12 protein-coding genes and 1 pseudogene are annotated in these 15,052 nt (G+C 65.4%); 7 read left to right on the plus strand and 6 right to left on the minus strand.

The genetic code is table 11. The features are described from left to right. Positions 1–138: 138 nt before the first annotated feature. The 5 genes from FVF58_RS17775 to FVF58_RS17795 form a co-directional block, all read right to left on the minus strand. On the minus strand, positions 139–1,185 hold the full coding sequence (locus tag FVF58_RS17775) for a phytoene/squalene synthase family protein (protein WP_149671192.1): 1,047 nt from the start codon (positions 1,183–1,185) through the stop codon (positions 139–141). A 162-nt stretch (positions 1,186–1,347) separates the two neighbouring features. Then, positions 1,348–2,232, minus strand: coding sequence for an amidohydrolase family protein (locus tag FVF58_RS17780; protein ID WP_149671193.1), 885 nt, complete (start codon positions 2,230–2,232; stop codon positions 1,348–1,350). Between the two features lie 63 nt (positions 2,233–2,295). Beyond that, positions 2,296–4,197, minus strand: coding sequence for a feruloyl-CoA synthase (locus FVF58_RS17785; protein WP_246217100.1), 1,902 nt, complete (start codon positions 4,195–4,197; stop codon positions 2,296–2,298). Between the two features lie 132 nt (positions 4,198–4,329). Further along, positions 4,330–5,781: an aldehyde dehydrogenase gene (locus FVF58_RS17790; RefSeq protein ID WP_149671194.1), complete on the minus strand. Its 1,452-nt coding sequence runs from the start codon at positions 5,779–5,781 to the stop codon at positions 4,330–4,332. Between the two features lie 52 nt (positions 5,782–5,833). Then, the gene (locus FVF58_RS17795) at positions 5,834–6,661 is read right to left on the minus strand and encodes a p-hydroxycinnamoyl CoA hydratase/lyase (protein ID WP_149671195.1); all 828 of its coding nucleotides are present in this window, start codon (positions 6,659–6,661) and stop codon (positions 5,834–5,836) included. Positions 6,662–6,798: 137 nt separating this feature from the next. Here FVF58_RS17795 and FVF58_RS17800 point away from each other — a divergent pair, with 137 nt between their 5' ends. The 7 genes and pseudogenes from FVF58_RS17800 to FVF58_RS17830 form a co-directional block, all read left to right on the plus strand. Further along, positions 6,799–7,299 (plus strand): MarR family winged helix-turn-helix transcriptional regulator, encoded by a 501-nt coding sequence (locus tag FVF58_RS17800; RefSeq protein ID WP_149671196.1) that lies wholly within the window; start codon positions 6,799–6,801, stop codon positions 7,297–7,299. A gap of 358 nt (positions 7,300–7,657) precedes the next feature. Then, positions 7,658–8,884: a 3-(3-hydroxy-phenyl)propionate transporter MhpT gene (mhpT, locus tag FVF58_RS17805; RefSeq protein WP_149671413.1), complete on the plus strand. Its 1,227-nt coding sequence runs from the start codon at positions 7,658–7,660 to the stop codon at positions 8,882–8,884. An 84-nt stretch (positions 8,885–8,968) separates the two neighbouring features. Continuing rightward, complete coding sequence (locus FVF58_RS17810; RefSeq protein ID WP_149671197.1) at positions 8,969–10,108, plus strand: porin; 1,140 nt, start codon at positions 8,969–8,971, stop codon at positions 10,106–10,108. 16 nt (positions 10,109–10,124) lie between these two features. Continuing rightward, a complete protein-coding gene (locus FVF58_RS17815) occupies positions 10,125–11,852 on the plus strand; it encodes a tannase/feruloyl esterase family alpha/beta hydrolase (protein ID WP_188130858.1) in 1,728 nt (575 codons plus the stop codon). 403 nt (positions 11,853–12,255) lie between these two features. Then, positions 12,256–13,746 (plus strand): ATPase domain-containing protein, encoded by a 1,491-nt coding sequence (locus tag FVF58_RS17820; RefSeq protein ID WP_149671199.1) that lies wholly within the window; start codon positions 12,256–12,258, stop codon positions 13,744–13,746. Between the two features lie 6 nt (positions 13,747–13,752). Continuing rightward, on the plus strand, positions 13,753–14,109 hold the full coding sequence (locus FVF58_RS17825) for a response regulator (RefSeq protein ID WP_149671200.1): 357 nt from the start codon (positions 13,753–13,755) through the stop codon (positions 14,107–14,109). Between the two features lie 102 nt (positions 14,110–14,211). Continuing rightward, positions 14,212–14,373: pseudogene (locus FVF58_RS17830) on the plus strand (SLAC1 family transporter); the annotation flags it as partial. 9 nt (positions 14,374–14,382) lie between these two features. Here the strand turns inward: FVF58_RS17830 and FVF58_RS17835 are convergent. Then, on the minus strand, positions 14,383–14,874 hold the full coding sequence (locus FVF58_RS17835; RefSeq protein WP_149671201.1) for a DUF4126 family protein: 492 nt from the start codon (positions 14,872–14,874) through the stop codon (positions 14,383–14,385). Between the last annotated feature and the right edge of the window lie 178 nt (positions 14,875–15,052).

Genomic DNA, 15,052 nt, shown 5'->3' on the forward strand with positions numbered 1-15,052 from the left:
CACGGTCCTAGGGCTTTCCCGATTCAGCGCTATTCAATGATGCACATTAAATCAAGAGGCGTTGCACTTCCGGCGCGACGATAAAGCACACCTCACCCGGCTTCGTGAAGCATGGCAAACCCCGACACAGCACTACGTTCAGAGGCGCGCTTCGATCTGCCCGATCCGCTTTTCGATCGCATTACGCACCAGCGCGTTCGACGGCACCAGCAGCAGCGACGACGCGATGATCCGGTACACCGTGTTGCGCCGGACCTTGGAAACCTTCTGCGGATCGAGCCACGCATCGTTATCCACCAGCAACAGCAGCGTTTCCAGGCCGATCAGAATCGGCCATAAACAGGCGAGCCGCAAGCGCACCGAAAATGCCGGAATCGCCAGCGTGTACGCCAGAGCATCGCGGAAGTGATCGAGCGTCTTGCGCAACAGCTCGACCAGCAGCGGCCGCGCGCGCAGCGAGTTGGCCGGCAGCAGCAGGTCCTGCGCGCTCAACCCATGCCGATCCAGCATGCTCTGCGGCAGATAGCAGCGGCCGATCCGCAAATCCTTGCCGCAATCGCGCAGCACATTGGTCATCTGCAGCGCCTTGCCGAACCGCACGCCCCGGCGCGCCATCGTGTCGGGCCGCTCCCTCAGCGTGCCGGGCATGTGCGCGTAGGTCATCGTGGTCCAGAACTCGCCGACGCAGCCCGCCACCAGATACGTGTAGCGGTCGAGATCGTCGTATTCGCGCAGCGCCGCGATCTGGCCGGACCGTTCATCGGGGAAGGTGCGCAGATCGAACTCCATACCCTCGGTCAGCGTCGATACGATGCCGCGCACGGCCTTGCGATCCGCTTCGCTCAGTTGCGAGAGCACGTCGAGCGCGGGGCCCAACGATTCGAGCAACACCTTCTCGTCCGACTGGATCTGCTGGCCCGCCACTTCGTGGGCCATGCGCCGTAACAGCGAGCCGTCGTCGCTTGCGCCGTTCACCTGATCGCGCAGCGACAGCAGCAACGCGAGCCGTTGCTCGGGAGAGATCAGCGAGGTGTCGGCAATCGTGTCGGCTGCGCGCGCGAGCAGATAGGCGAGGCCGATCGGATCGCGCATGCCCGCGGGCAGCACGCGCAGCGTGAGATAAAAGGAGCGTGAAACGCCTTTCAGGAGCGGGCCGAGAAGGAAGGCCCGGGTCGGATTCGGCATGGATGGAAGCGGGTCGGTATAGGGAAGAAGCAGGCAAATATCAGGCGCTGCCGAATTGTATACGGCGAAGCGTCTTGCCATGCATCAGCGACCCTGCCCGGCCGCGCATCGACCGTGTTTCAGCCTGGTGGGCTCTACGCCCCCGGCGACGCTCAGTAGCGTTCAGCGTCCCTCGCCCAGCCCCAGCAGGCCGATTGCGTTCTGCTTGAGAATCAGCGGCTGCACCTCTTCCCTGAAGCCGACCTGCTTGAAATCCTCCAGCCAGCGGTGCGGCTGGATCAGCGGAAAGTCGGAGCCGAACAGCATTTTTCGCTTCAGCAGCGTATTGGCGTGGCGGATCAACTCCGGCGAAAAATACTTCGGCGACCAGCCGGACAGGTCGATATAGACATTGGGCTTATGCAGCGCAATCGATAACGCCTGTTCCTGCCATGGCCACGACGGATGCGCGATCACGATGTTCATATCGGGGAAATCCGCGGCGACATCGTCGAGATGGATCGGCTCCGAGTACTTCAGCCGCAAACCGCCGCCGCCCCGCATGCCCGAGCCCATGCCGGAATGGCCGCTGTGAAAGACGACGGTGAGCCGGTGTTCCGCAATCAGTTCGTACAGCGGATAAGCGAGACGGTCGTTGGCGAAAAACGCCTGCATCGTCGGATGAAACTTGAAGCCGCGCACGCCGTATTCCTCGATCAGCTTGCGCGCCTCGCGCACGCCCATCTTGCCCTTGTGCGGGTCGATGCTCGCGAAGGCAATCATGATGTCGCTGTTGTTCTGCGCGAATTCGGCGATCTCTTCGTTCGGAATGCGCCGGCGCCCGAGGTTCGCTTCGCAGTCGACGGTGAACATCACGAAGCCGATCTTGCGCTCGCGATAATGTTCGATGGTTTCGGGAATCGTCGGCCGCCGGCCGAGCTTCAGCACGGTGCCGAAGTACTTGTCGGCGGCGTCGTCGAACTCCTTGCCGAACAGGTCCGGCGGCTGGCAGCATGAGACTTCCGCGTGCACGTGGGTGTCGATTGCGACGAGTTGGTCGAGGTTCATCTAGAGGTTCCTGTTGGCGCTCAAGCCGGGGCTCGAACCCGGATCAGGTTCGAGCCAAGCGCGTTACGTCGCGCCGCACGCGCTCGCGACGATTACCGCGGGATCGCGCTGCGCCGCGTCGTACATCGCTTCGACGAGCGTTGCCCGATGCGTCAACACCGCGCGCTGATTGATGGAGCCCTTGTCGGTGATCTCGCCGAGGTCGAGCGAGGGCGCGACGTCCATCAGCCGCAAGCGCGCGATGGTGGTCGCGCCGCCGGTCGCGCTGCGATTGAGCCTGTCGAGCAGCGCGGCGAAATGCGCGCGCACGGCGGGTGCATCGATCACCTGGCGCGCGCTCGCCGAAGCGGGCAAGCATGCGAGCCGCCTGCAATCATCGAGCCGTGGAAACACCAGCAGACCGACATCGTCGCGATTCATCCCGGCGACCACCACGTCCTGCACGTAAGGCGCGCCTTCGGAAATCACACCGGCCCGCATCGGCCCGACGCTCACGAAGGTGCCCGAACTCAGCTTGAAATCTTCGGCGATGCGGCCGTCGAACAGCAGCCCCAACTCGGGCCGTGCCGCATCGACGAAACGCAGTGCGTCACCGCTGCGAAAATAACCTTCCTCATCGAACGCGTTCTCGTGCTCCTCCGCGTTCGCGCGCCAATAGCCCGGCATCACGTGCGGACCGCGATAGCGCGCCTCGAGCTTGTCGCCGACCGGCGCGAGCTTGACTTCGCAGCCATGCGCGGGCAGGCCTACATAGCCCGCGCGCATGATCGGCCCAGTGGTGAACAGGCACGACGGCGAGGTCTCCGTCATCCCGAGTCCCGCCATGATGCGGATGCGCTCGCCGCAGTACTTTTCGGTGACGCGTTCGAGCCGGTCCCACGCCGCTTGCGACAGTCCCGCACCCGAGAAGAAATACACCTTCACACGCGAGAAAAACGTCTCGCGCAACTGGGCGTCCTGCTCCAGCGCGAGCGTCAGTTCTTCCCAGCCCTTCGGCACGTTGAAGTAAATGGTGGGAGCGACTTCGCGCAGATTGCGCAGCGTCTCGCCGAACTTGCCGTTGACCGGCTTGCCGTCGTCGATATACAGCGTGCCGCCGTTGTAGAGCGCGATGCCCACGTTATGGCTGCCGCCGAACGTATGGTTCCAGGGCAGCCAGTCGACCAGCACCGGCGGCTCCTTCGCGAATCCAGGAAACGTTTCGAGCAGCATCTGCTGGTTGCTGCACAGCATGCGGTGGGTGGTCGGCACTGCCTTCGGCAGCCTGGTCGAACCGGACGTGAACAGAAACTTGGCGATCGCGTCCGGGCTCACCGCCGCGTGAACGGCGTCGACCGTGGTAGGCGTGGTGCGCAACAACTCGCTGAGCGCAGTCACGCGGCGCGCGCTTGGCGGCTCGTGCGGCAACGTGGCGGTGACGATTTCGACATCGGCTGGCACGACTGCGGCGATCGCCTTGGCGAACGTGTCGTAGCAGCTCGCGAAAACCAGACCCGGCGTCAGCATGTCGATCGTATGGCGCAGCTTGCCGTAATCGCCGGAGGCCAATGCATAGGCCGGAGAAATCGCCGCATACGGAATGCCCGCCCACATCGCACCCAGCGCGAGTTGCAGATGGTCGAGATCGTTGCCCGACAGAATCGCGACGGGCCGTTCGGCGGACAGCCCGCGCGCGAGCAATGCCTGGCCGATCGCGCGCGCGCTTTGCAACGCGCTCGCATAGCTCAGGCCGATCCATTGACCATCACCGCCGCGACGCGCGGCGAGCCAGCGCTCGGGATGGTGTTGCGCGCCGCTCTCGAGCCGCTGCGTCATACGCTGCGGATGCTCGCCGAGCGCTTCGCACGCTTGCAGGTACCACGTGTCGCCCTGCCGCCGCGTGCGCAACGACGAAGCGCCGATCGTGGCCGCCCGATACTGCATCGGCGCGGCGGGGGTGTTCGATTGTGTCGGCTCGGAATGCAAAGCCTGTCTCCTTGGAAAGGTGCCTGCGCGCCACCTTGCGGCGGCGTCGGACGCTCCGCTCTGCGCGGCGGAACAACCTTCTCTACTGCACTGAACTGGCGCGAGGCACGAGGCGCTAACCACCCCGCACAGTCAGATCGGATAGTGACGCGGTCCGGTCTGAATCGTGATCCAGCGCAGATCGGTAAACTCGGCAATCGACGCCTTGCTGCCGAAGCGCCCATAGCCGCTCTTCTTCACGCCGCCGAACGGCATCTGCGCTTCGTCGTGCACGGTCGGACCGTTGATATGGCAGATGCCCGACTCGATGCGCTTCGCCACGTTCAACGCACGCGACACGTCGCGGCTGAACACGGCGGCAGACAACCCGTACTCGCTATCGTTAGCAACCCGAAGCGCTTCTTCATCGCCGTCCACGCGCTGCACCGTGACCACCGGGCCGAAGGATTCGTCCGCATACAGCTTCATTTCAGGCGTGATGCCGTCGACGATCACCGGCTGCATCACCGCGCCCTCGACCGTGCAGCCGACCGGCAAGCGCGCGCCCTTGTTACGGGCGTCGTCGACCAGCGCCTTGATGCGGCGCGCCGACGCCTCGCTTTCGAGCACGCCGAGCACCGAGCCCGCGGCGGCCGGGTCGCCCGCCTTCAAGGTGCGCGCCTTCGCCGCGAGCTTCTCCACCAGCGCGTCGGCAATCTTGCGGTCGACGATCACCCGCTCCGTCGACATGCAGATTTGCCCCTGGTTGAAGAACGCGCCGAACGCGATGCCGGCCACGGCCGCATCCAGATCCGCGTCGTCGAGCACGAGCACCGGAGCCTTGCCGCCGAGTTCGAGCAATGCCGGCTTCAGGTGCTGCGCCGCGTGTTGCGCGACGATGCGGCCGACGCGCGTCGAACCGGTGAAGTTGACGCGCCGCACCGCCGGATGCGCGATCAACCGTTCGACGATCGCCGGCGCGTCTTCAGCGGCATGCGTGATGACGTTCACCACGCCGTCGCCGAGACCGGCTTCGTGCAACACGCTGCCAATCAGCCGATGCACGCCCGGACAAGCTTCGGATGCCTTGAACACGACCGTGTTGCCGCACGCGAGCGGCATCGCGAGCGCCCGTGTGCCGAGGATCACCGGCGCGTTCCACGGCGCAATGCCGAGCACCACGCCGCACGGCTGGCGCACCGCCATCGCGAGACTGCCTGGCACGTCGGACGGGATCACGTCGCCGTCGATCTGCGTGGTCATCGCGGCGGCTTCGCGCAGCATGTTGGCCGCAAGCATCACGTTGAAGCCGTACCAGTTCGGCATCGCGCCGGTTTCGGCCATGCCGGTTTCGATGAACTGCGCGGTGCGCGCATCCATCAGGTCGGCCGCTGCCAGCAGACGCTTGCGGCGCTCGGTGGGCGCCAGCGCCGACCATGCCGGAAACGCGCGCGCCGCGGCTTCGACTGCCGCGTCGGCATCGGCCAGCGTCGCGGCGGCCGCGCGCGAAGCGGCCTGGCCGTTCGCCGGATTGATCCGCTCGAAGGTCTTGCCATCCGACGCGCCGCGGCTCTCGCCGCCGATCAACAAAGTCACTTCATGCATGTCTGTCGTCTCCCGCCTGTCTGTATCGTTCTTACCTGGGTTGCGCGACGGCTCAGCGCTTGTAGGTTTGCAGACCCGGCTTGATCGCCTTGTCGTCGAGGAACTGCTTCAGGCCCTGTTCGCGGCCATGCTCGGGATCGCGCAGCTGCGCCTGGTCGAGCTTCGCGTACAGATAGTCTTCGTTCTGGTCCCACGTCAATTCGCGCGACCGCTTGAAGCCATGCTTGGCGGCGCGCAACACTACCGGGTTCTTCTCCAGCAGCTTGCCGGCGAGCGCGCGCGTCACTTCGCGCAACTCGGCGCGTGGCACGCTCTTATTGACGAGGCCCATTTGCGCCGCTTCCTGCCCCGTGAAGGTCTCGCCCGTCATGATGTAGTACAGCGCCTGACGATGCCCGACCGTGTCGGCCATCGCCTTGCTCACCAGGTTGCCCGGCGGAATGCCCCAGTTGATTTCGGAGAGCCCGAACACCGCCTCGTCCGCGGCGATCGCGAGATCGCACGCCACCAGCGGCGAGAAGCCGCCGCCGAAGCACCAGCCGTTGACCATCGCGATGGTCGGCTTCGCATACATGCGCAGCAATTGCCATTGCCAGCGCGACGCGTCGCGGCGAATCTTTTCCTGCAGGATTTCCGGGCCCGCGTCCACTTCGCGGAAGTACTCCTTCAGGTCCATGCCCGCGGTCCACGCATCGCCCTCGCCGGTCAGCACGAGAACCTGCGCTTCGGCGTCGAGCTCGACCGCTTCGAGCACCTCGATCATTTCCTTGTTCAGCGTTGGGCTCATCGCGTTGCGCTTCTCGGGACGATTCAACGTGACCCACGCGATTCCTTCGACGACATCGACCTTGACGGTTTTCCAACGACCTTCGTAACTCATCTGCTTTCTCCGTGAACGTCGACCGCGGCAGCGGCCTGATGGACTTATTTAATATCAGGTTGCCTGATATGTAAAGCGGAAATCCGCAGGCTCGGTGCAAACCCCTAGCGGCGATACTGAACGCGCGGCGCGCTAAGATGCGGGATAGACCGAATCTCCTGTCCATCATGAGCAAAAATCAAAAACCAGCCGCCGAGCCCACTGCCGCACGCACCCGCCGTTCCAGCCTGCGCCTGACCTATGTGATCGGCAGCCTCGATCGCATCCTGCGGCGCCGCATGAGCGAAGCGCTCGCGCCGCTCGGTCTCACGCTCGCGCAATTCACCGCGCTCTCCGTGCTCGAAGCGAAGGGCCAGGCGTCGAATGCGCAAGTCGCCGAACGCTCGTTCATCACGCCGCAATCGGCCAATGAGGTGATGAACGCGATGGCGAGCCGCAACTGGGTCAGCCGCGAACCTGACCCGACCCACGGCCGCATCGTGCTGCTGCAATTGACGGACGAAGGACGTGCGGTGCTGCGCGAGTGCGAGCTGGCCGTCAAGACCATCGAGAAGCAGATGATGGAAGGCATCGAACTCGATGCGGCCAGCGCGCTGCAGGCTCACCTCGAAACCTTCGTGCGGAATCTGCGCGGCTAACTTCTCCGCGCCGCCGTGCGATTGCTAGGTGTTTTCACCGAAGCATTTGCGCTTGTGTTATCAGCCTACCTGATATTAAATCCGCTCCACGATGCGGCGTGTGGAGAGACGCCGCGTTGCTTCGAGGCACACGCGCAATCACGCCTACATCGACCCGATGTGCCGCGCGCTGCGGTGTTGGCGGACGTCGCGTCACGACCCTGATGCCGATCTGAATCCCGCTCTGCCGAGACCGTCCGTCACCGGACGGTCCGGGCCAGCACGTGCGTTCGCGCCGCGCCGGCATCTGCCGTTCCTCATCGAAACCGGAAAGCCACGCATTTTAATAAGGATCACTAACGTGAAAAGAACCGGAACATTGACCCCACCTCAAAGCGCCGCCCCGACGGCATCCGGCAGCACGGGCGCCGCCGTCACCCTCGGATTGTGTTTTGCGATCGCCCTGCTCGAAGGGCTCGACCTGCAGTCGGTCGGGGTGGCCGCGCCGCGCATGGCGCGCGAGTTCGGCCTGTCGGTCGGACAGATGGGCCTTGCGTTCAGCGCCGGCACCTTCGGCCTGCTGCCCGGCGCGATGTTTGGCGGACGGCTCGCCGACCGGATCGGCCGCAAGCGCGTGCTGGTGATTTCCGCGTGCCTGTTCGGCCTGCTCTCGATCATGACGGCGCTGGCGAGCGACTTTCACACGCTGGTGATCGTGCGCATCCTGACCGGCATCGGTCTCGGCGGCGCACTGCCGAACCTGATCGCGTTGTCGTCGGAAGCAGTCGAGCCGCGCTCGCGCAGCAGCGCCGTCAGCGTGATGTATTGCGGCATTCCGTTCGGCGGCGTGATCGCGTCGGTGATCGGCGTGATGAGCGCGGGCGACGCCGAGTGGCGTCACATCTTCTACGTCGGCGGCGCGGGGCCGCTGCTGCTGGTGCCGCTGCTGCTCGTGTTCCTCGCGGATTCGAAAGCGTTCACGAAGGCTTCGCGCGACGGGCAGGCGAGGCCCGCACCGGTCGGCGAAATCCTGTTCGGCGGCACGCGCGGGCTCTCCACGTTGCAGATCTGGGTCAGCTACTTCTGCACGCTGATCGTCCTCTACTTCCTGCTCAACTGGCTGCCTTCGCTGATGGCCGCAAGCGGTCTGTCGCGCGCACAGGTTGGCTATGTGCAGATCTTCTTCAACGTGGGCGGCGGGATCGGCGCGTTGTGCATCGGCACGTTGATGGATCGCATGCGCTCGGGCGTCGTGGTGGCCGGCATGTACGTCGGCATCATCGCGTCGCTCGCGGCGCTCTCGATGGCGCCCGGCTTCGGGGCGCTCGCGGCCGCCGCGTTCTTTGCGGGGATGTTCGTGATCGGCGGTCAATCGGTGCTGTATGCGCTATCCGCCGCGTTCTATCCGACCGCGATGCGCGGCACCGGCGTCGGCGCGGCGGTGGCCGTGGGACGCATCGGCTCGGTGGTGGGTCCGCTGGCCGCCGGTCAATTGCTGGCGATGGGGCGCAGTTCGTCGACCGTGATCGGCGCAAGCATCCCCGTCACCGTGATCGCCGCCGTGGCCGCCTTGCTGTTGCTGCGCCGCCCGCGCGCCGACGACTGAGCGCCTGCAGACAAGACGGCCCGACAACAACGACAACAACGACAACAACAGACACATTCAATCAACGGTTTGGAGAAACCTTTAATGCAAGCTTCCGCACGCCTTCTACTCTGCGGCGCACTGTGCGCCCTCAGCGGCGCAGCAGCAGCGCAATCGAGCGTGACACTGTACGGCATCGTCGATACCGGCATCGAATACGTTTCGCACGCGAACGCAGCGGGCAAGAGCGTATTCCGCATGCCTGCCGTCACCGGCGAACTGCCCTCGCGCTGGGGACTGCGCGGCAATGAAGATCTCGGCGGCGGCTATAGCGCGGTCTTTACGCTGGAAAGCGGCTTCAACGTGCGCGCCGGCGATCTCGGCCAGGGCGGCCGGCTGTTCGGGCGCCAGGCATTCGTCGGCATCAAAAGCCCCTATGGCGCGCTCACGTTCGGCCGTCAGTACACGATGACCTACCTCGCGCTGATGGGCGCGGACCTGATCGGTCCGGACATCTACGGGCTGGGCTCGCTCGACGCGTATGTGCCGAACGCGCGCGCCGACAACTCCGTGACCTACCTGGGCAACTATGCGGGCGTGACGCTAGGCGCGAACTACTCGTTCGGCCGCGACGCGGCGGGCACCGGGAATTCGCCGGGCCAGGGCACCTGCACCGGCTCCGTGCCGGGTCACGCCACGGAATGCCGCGAATGGTCGGTGATGCTGAAGTACGACGCGCCGTTGTTCGGCGTCGCGGCTTCCTACGAGGAACAGCGCGGCGGCAGCACCGCGGCGGCGAACTTCTTCGACGGCGTGGCGCCGACGCCGCTCATCAACGCTGCCGACAAGGACATTCGCACGCACGTGAGCGCCTACGCGAACCTCGGCAAGGCCAAGCTCGGCGTGGGCTGGTTGAACCGCCGTGTGGACCCGTCATCCCCCGCGCTCGCCGACGTGCGCTCGAATCTGTTCTTCATCGCCGCGTCGTACTACGTGACGCCGGCTTTCATCGTCGACGGCGAGGTCTATCACATCACCAATAGCGACCACGACACACGTGCCACGATGGGCACGCTGCGCACCACCTATCTGCTGTCCAAGCGCACCGCCGTCTACGCGCAAGGCTCCTATCTCGGCAACAGCGCGAAGGCGCGCTACTCGGTCAGCGCGGGCGGCGGCGGCACGACACCCTCGGCAGGCACCGGCCAGACCGGCGTGATGGTCGGCATCCGTCATTCGTTCTAGGAGACATCGCATGAACATGAAGTGCACCTCTATCGCGCTCGCAGCGGCTGCCGCGCTGACCCTCGCCGCATGCGGCGGCAATGACGTGGACAGTGCGAGCAAAACAAGCGCTAACACGTTGCCGCAACTGGGCGTGGCCACGCCCGGCACGCTCGCGGGCAACTGCGCGGCGCTCGCCGCGAAGCTCACGTTCGCCAACACCGTATTCACCACGGTGACGGACGTGGCGGCCGGCACGCTGAAAGTGGCCGGCAAGCCGATCGCCGAACACTGCCTGATCCAGGGCAATATGAACCAGCGCGTGAGCGGCGTCGACGGCAAGACCTACGCGATCGGCTTCGAGATGCGTTTGCCGCTGGCGTGGAACGGCCGCTTCTTCTACCAGGCCAATGGCGGCCTGGACGGCAATGTCGTGACGGCCACCGGCGAGATCGGCGGCGGCGGTCCGACCAACGACGCACTCAACATGGGCTTCGCGGTCATCAGCTCGGACGCGGGGCATAGCTCGTCGCAGAACCCGCTGTTCGGGCTCGACCCGCAGGCGCGCATCGACTACGGCTACAACGCGGTCGCCACGCTCACGCCGATGGCCAAGCAGGTGATCAAGCTCGCCTACGGCAAGGCGCCGGACCGTAGTTATTTCGACGGCTGCTCGAACGGCGGCCGCCATGCAATGGTCGCGGCGGCGCGCTCGTCGGCCGAATACGACGGCATCATTGCAGGCGACCCCGGCTCCCATCTGCCGAAGGCGGCGATCGGCGAGATGTGGGGCGCGCAACAGTTCGCGAAGGTTGCCACCGCGACCACGGCCAACGGCCTGCCCGATATCACGACCGGCTTCACCGCCGCCGAACGTCAGATGGTCGCGTCGAAGATACTCGCCAAATGCGATGCGCTCGACGGCGCGAGCGACGGTCTCATCCAGGATATCAAGGCATGCCAGGCAAATTTCAGCCTGGCCAACGACGTCCCCACCTGCACGAGCAACGTACGTGACGGCAGCTGTTTGACGAGCGCGCAGAAAGACGCGATCGGCAACGTGTTCTCCGGCGCGCGCAACGGCGCGGGCACCGCGCTGTACGCGAGCTTCCCGTACGACGCGGGTCTCGGCCAGGGCTGGTCGGCGTGGAAGCAGGCGAACTCGATCACGCTCGACCCTGCCGCGGCGGCCTTCACGTTCACCACGCCGCCGCAAAGCGCGGCTGTGTTGAGCCAGTTGTCCGCCTACGCGCTGAACTTCAGCATGGACACCGACGCGCCGAAGATCTTCGCGACCAGTGGCGCGTACAGCGAGTCGTCCTGGTCGTTCATGACGCCGCCCGACGAAACCAACCTGAGCGCGTTGAAACAACGCGGCGCGAAGCTGATGGTCTATCACGGCACGAGCGACCCGGTGTTCTCATCGAACGACACGACCGACTGGTATCAGCGCCTGAGTGCGGCCAACGGCGGCGACGCGTCGAACTTCGCGCGCCTTTACACCATTGCCGGCATGAACCATTGCAGCGGCGGCCCGAGCACCGACCAGTTCGACATGCTCACGCCGATGATCGCGTGGGTCGAGCAAGGCAAGGCGCCCGACAGCGTGGTCGCGAGCGCGCGCGACGCGAGCAACGTGGCGCCGAATGCGGACGTGCCCGCCGGCTGGGGCGCGGGACGCACACGGCCGCTGTGCGCGTATCCGAAAGTGGCCCGCTATCACGGTGGCGACGTGAACGCGGCCAGCAGCTTCGTGTGTAGCTGAGCCGGACGCGACTCATCGCATGGACGCGGCGGGGCTTCGCAAGTCTCGCCGCCGACGGGTGCGTCGGCCATGCATCCGGCGCGCGCATCCCATGTCCTTGCTTGCATGCGCGAGGCGGCACCCTGCCGCCTTTATTACATCGGGTTGAAAAGAAACTAGTCCACGTCGTGGCTGGCCTCGCGCGCACAACCTCTCCCCATCCCGCCCCCCACACCTCCAGCGCGCCGTCCGAGCGCCATTCGTTCGCCAAGCGCCGCGTGGCCGGATAGAATCCGGGACACTCAAATCCGATGCGTGTCACCCCTCGCCAGCGGGAACGCCGATTGCTGGCGAAGTTAGTTTGAGCATCGGACGGTTCAAGCACGCGCCGTCGCTTCTCCGCACTTTGGATGACAGATTGACAATGACTACCCCCGCATCTCAACCATCCTCCGGGTCTAGCGCGACCCGTGCCAACGTCGAAACCGGCGTCCCCGGTTTCGACGAGATCCTGGGCGGCGGGCTGGTCCGTGGCGGCGTTTATTTGCTCGAGGGCATGGCCGGCGCCGGCAAGACGATCCTGTCGAGCCAGATCGGTTTTCATCGCGTAAGCCAGGGCGAGAAGGTGCTGTACATGACCTTGATCGCCGAATCGCATGACAAGCTGCTAGGGCACCTCAAAGGCCTGAGCTTCTTCGACGAGACCGCGGTCGCGCAGCAAATGCTGTTCGTGTCCGGCTATCACGAGCTGATGCAGGACGGTCTCGATGGCTTCCTCAAGCTGATTGCGTCGAGCATTTACGACTACCGGCCGAGCCTGATGATCATCGACGGCTTTCGCAGCGCGCGCGAATTCAGCGAGACCGAGTTGGCGCTGTCGAAGTTCATACACGAGCTGAACGCGCTGGTCGCCGCCATGGAGTGCACCACCTTGCTGCTCGCGCCGCTCTCGGGCAACGAACCGCATCCCGAGCACACGCTGGTCGACGGTCTGATCGAACTGAACCGCTACAACGACGGCATGCGCCGCGCCCGCGAGATCGAAGTCCACAAGATGCGCGCGCGCAATCATCTGATGGGCAAGCATTTCTTCCGCATCGCCGAAAGCGGGCTGCTGATGTTCCCGCGGCTCGAAGCGCAATGCGCGGCGCCGCCGGGTCCGGTGGATCTGAAGACGCGCCTCGGTTTCGGCTTGCCTCATCTGGACGGACTGCTCGGTGGCGGCTTCGCGCAAGGCTCCACGACCACGCTGATCGGACCGTCCGGGGTCGGCAAGACCATGCTTTGCCTGCAGTTTCTCGCGGCCGGCGTGGCGCGCGGCGAACGCTGCCTGTACCTGGGCTTTTACGAAGGGCCGCAACGGCTGATCGGCAAAGCCGAGGCGGTGTCGATCGGGCTCACCGAAGCGTATCAGGACGGCCGCCTCGTCGTTCAATGGCAACCGGCGATCGAACTCGCGGTCGACGAACTCGCGGCCGGCGCGCTCGCCACGGTCAGGAAGATCGGCGCGTCGCGCATCGTGATCGACGGTGTGGAGGGGTTCCGCGACTCGGCGTTGCGCACCGGGCGCTTCGGCCTGTTCCTGAACGCAATGCTGCATCAGCTGCGCGAAGCCGGCGTCACCACGCTGGTGACCGAAGAACTGCCGCTTTACGCCGATCCCGGTTACGCGAAGAGCGTGCGGGTCTCGGCGCTGACCGAGAACCTTGTGCTGCTGCGCTACGCCGAGACGGACACCGGTCTGCGGCGGATGATCTCCGTGGTCAAGCAGCGCGAGAGTGCGCACGACACCTCGCTGCGCGAACTGGTGATTTCGTCTCAAGGCCTCGACGTGATCGACGCTCCGCTGGATGTCGCCGGCACGCAGGCGGCGCCGGGGCTGTCGGCGACGCTGCAGCCGCGGCGAAACACGTAGCCGCTCATGAAAACCATTCTGGTCGTGGACGACGAGTTCGACATTCTCACAGTCTGGCGGCTGCTGCTGGAGCGGCACGGCTACCCGGTGATGACGGCGTCGAACGGGGCCGTCGCGCTTGAACAGATCCGCACGCGGCGGCCCGACATCATCGTGTCGGACTGCATGATGCCTGTCATGTCGGGATTCCAGTTGTGCGCTGCACTGAACGCCGACCCCGCGCTGCGCTCGATTCCGATCCTTCTGTGCAGCGCGGCCGCCGACATTCCGGTGCAGCCGAATCCCATCATCGCCTACGCGCGCAAGCCGCTGTCATTCGACACGTTGCTCACGATGCTGGAACGCTTGTCATCATCGGCTTGACGAGACGGCGGGCGGAGGGCCCTGTCGACGCCCGTCCGGCGCTCGGCGCCCAAGCGCGCCCCGGCCGCACGGCGAGTCCGCGCGCAACTTCCGCCGATTTCTCCGCTGTTTTTCGGGGCCGGCGTGCTGTCGTGGCTCGCGCTCGAATCGCTGATCCTGCATCGCGCCGCCGTCCATGAACCGCTGCCCGAAGGGCTGCGGCCGACCCTCGGCGTGCAACTCGCGCCGCCGGTCGTGGGAGGCGTCACGTACCTGAGTTTGAGCTTCTGGGCCTCAGAATCCGTGCAGCGACACCACGATCAACGCAGCGCCCACGACCGCCACCACGTCTTCGATCAGCGCCGCCGGCGCATCCCGTCCGAAGGTTCGCGCCATTGCGCTGCGCGCTTTCGCCCCGCCCAGTGTGCCGAGCACCGCGCCCACCGCGCCGACCACCGCTCCGAGCGCGCCGACGATCCAGCCGCCCGCCAAACCGCCGTGCGCACCGCTGATCGCCGCGCCGCTCAACGCGCCCAGCACGATGCGCGCGCCGAATTGCATCGGCACCTTGCGGCTGGGCGTTTCGGGAAGCTGGTCGGTAATCAGTTCGATGACCGCCAGCACGGTGAAGATATACGGCGTGGCAGTGAAGCCGAGAAAGGCCAACGGCGTGCCCTGCAGCGGCAACCATCCGAGATGCGCCGCCCAGCTGACGGCGGCGGGAGCGGTCATCGCGCGAAGGCCGGCGATGACGCCGATTAGCAATGCGAGGACGTACACGGACATAGCGGACTCCGGATCGAGGGCAATGATGCACGGTTGGACAAGCCGACGGATTACCGGGACGAACGTCGGCAGAGCATGTCGAGCATTTCACCTGGACAGTCAACTTCTCACCGTATCCATCGAGGCGGTCCGCCAGCGCCTGCGCAGCTGCCCCCTTTCGGTGTGGCCCTAGTGTCGC

This window comes from Paraburkholderia panacisoli (genome assembly GCF_008369935.1).
GTDB lineage: Bacteria > Pseudomonadota > Gammaproteobacteria > Burkholderiales > Burkholderiaceae > Paraburkholderia > Paraburkholderia panacisoli.

Excerpts from the sequence above, each read along its gene's own strand:
- FVF58_RS17780 (WP_149671193.1), bottom strand. The coding sequence starts at position 2,232 with ATGAACCTCGACCAACTCGTCGCAATCGACACCCACGTGCACGCGGAA.
- FVF58_RS17790 (WP_149671194.1), bottom strand. The coding sequence starts at position 5,781 with ATGCATGAAGTGACTTTGTTGATCGGCGGCGAGAGCCGCGGCGCGTCG.
- FVF58_RS17835 (WP_149671201.1), bottom strand. The coding sequence starts at position 14,874 with ATGTCCGTGTACGTCCTCGCATTGCTAATCGGCGTCATCGCCGGCCTT.
- FVF58_RS17815 (WP_188130858.1), top strand. The coding sequence starts at position 10,125 with ATGAAGTGCACCTCTATCGCGCTCGCAGCGGCTGCCGCGCTGACCCTC.
- FVF58_RS17800 (WP_149671196.1), top strand. The coding sequence starts at position 6,799 with ATGCGGGATAGACCGAATCTCCTGTCCATCATGAGCAAAAATCAAAAA.
- FVF58_RS17795 (WP_149671195.1), bottom strand. The coding sequence starts at position 6,661 with ATGAGTTACGAAGGTCGTTGGAAAACCGTCAAGGTCGATGTCGTCGAA.
- FVF58_RS17820 (WP_149671199.1), top strand. The coding sequence starts at position 12,256 with ATGACTACCCCCGCATCTCAACCATCCTCCGGGTCTAGCGCGACCCGT.
- FVF58_RS17825 (WP_149671200.1), top strand. The coding sequence starts at position 13,753 with ATGAAAACCATTCTGGTCGTGGACGACGAGTTCGACATTCTCACAGTC.
- FVF58_RS17775 (WP_149671192.1), bottom strand. The coding sequence starts at position 1,185 with ATGCCGAATCCGACCCGGGCCTTCCTTCTCGGCCCGCTCCTGAAAGGC.
- FVF58_RS17810 (WP_149671197.1), top strand. The coding sequence starts at position 8,969 with ATGCAAGCTTCCGCACGCCTTCTACTCTGCGGCGCACTGTGCGCCCTC.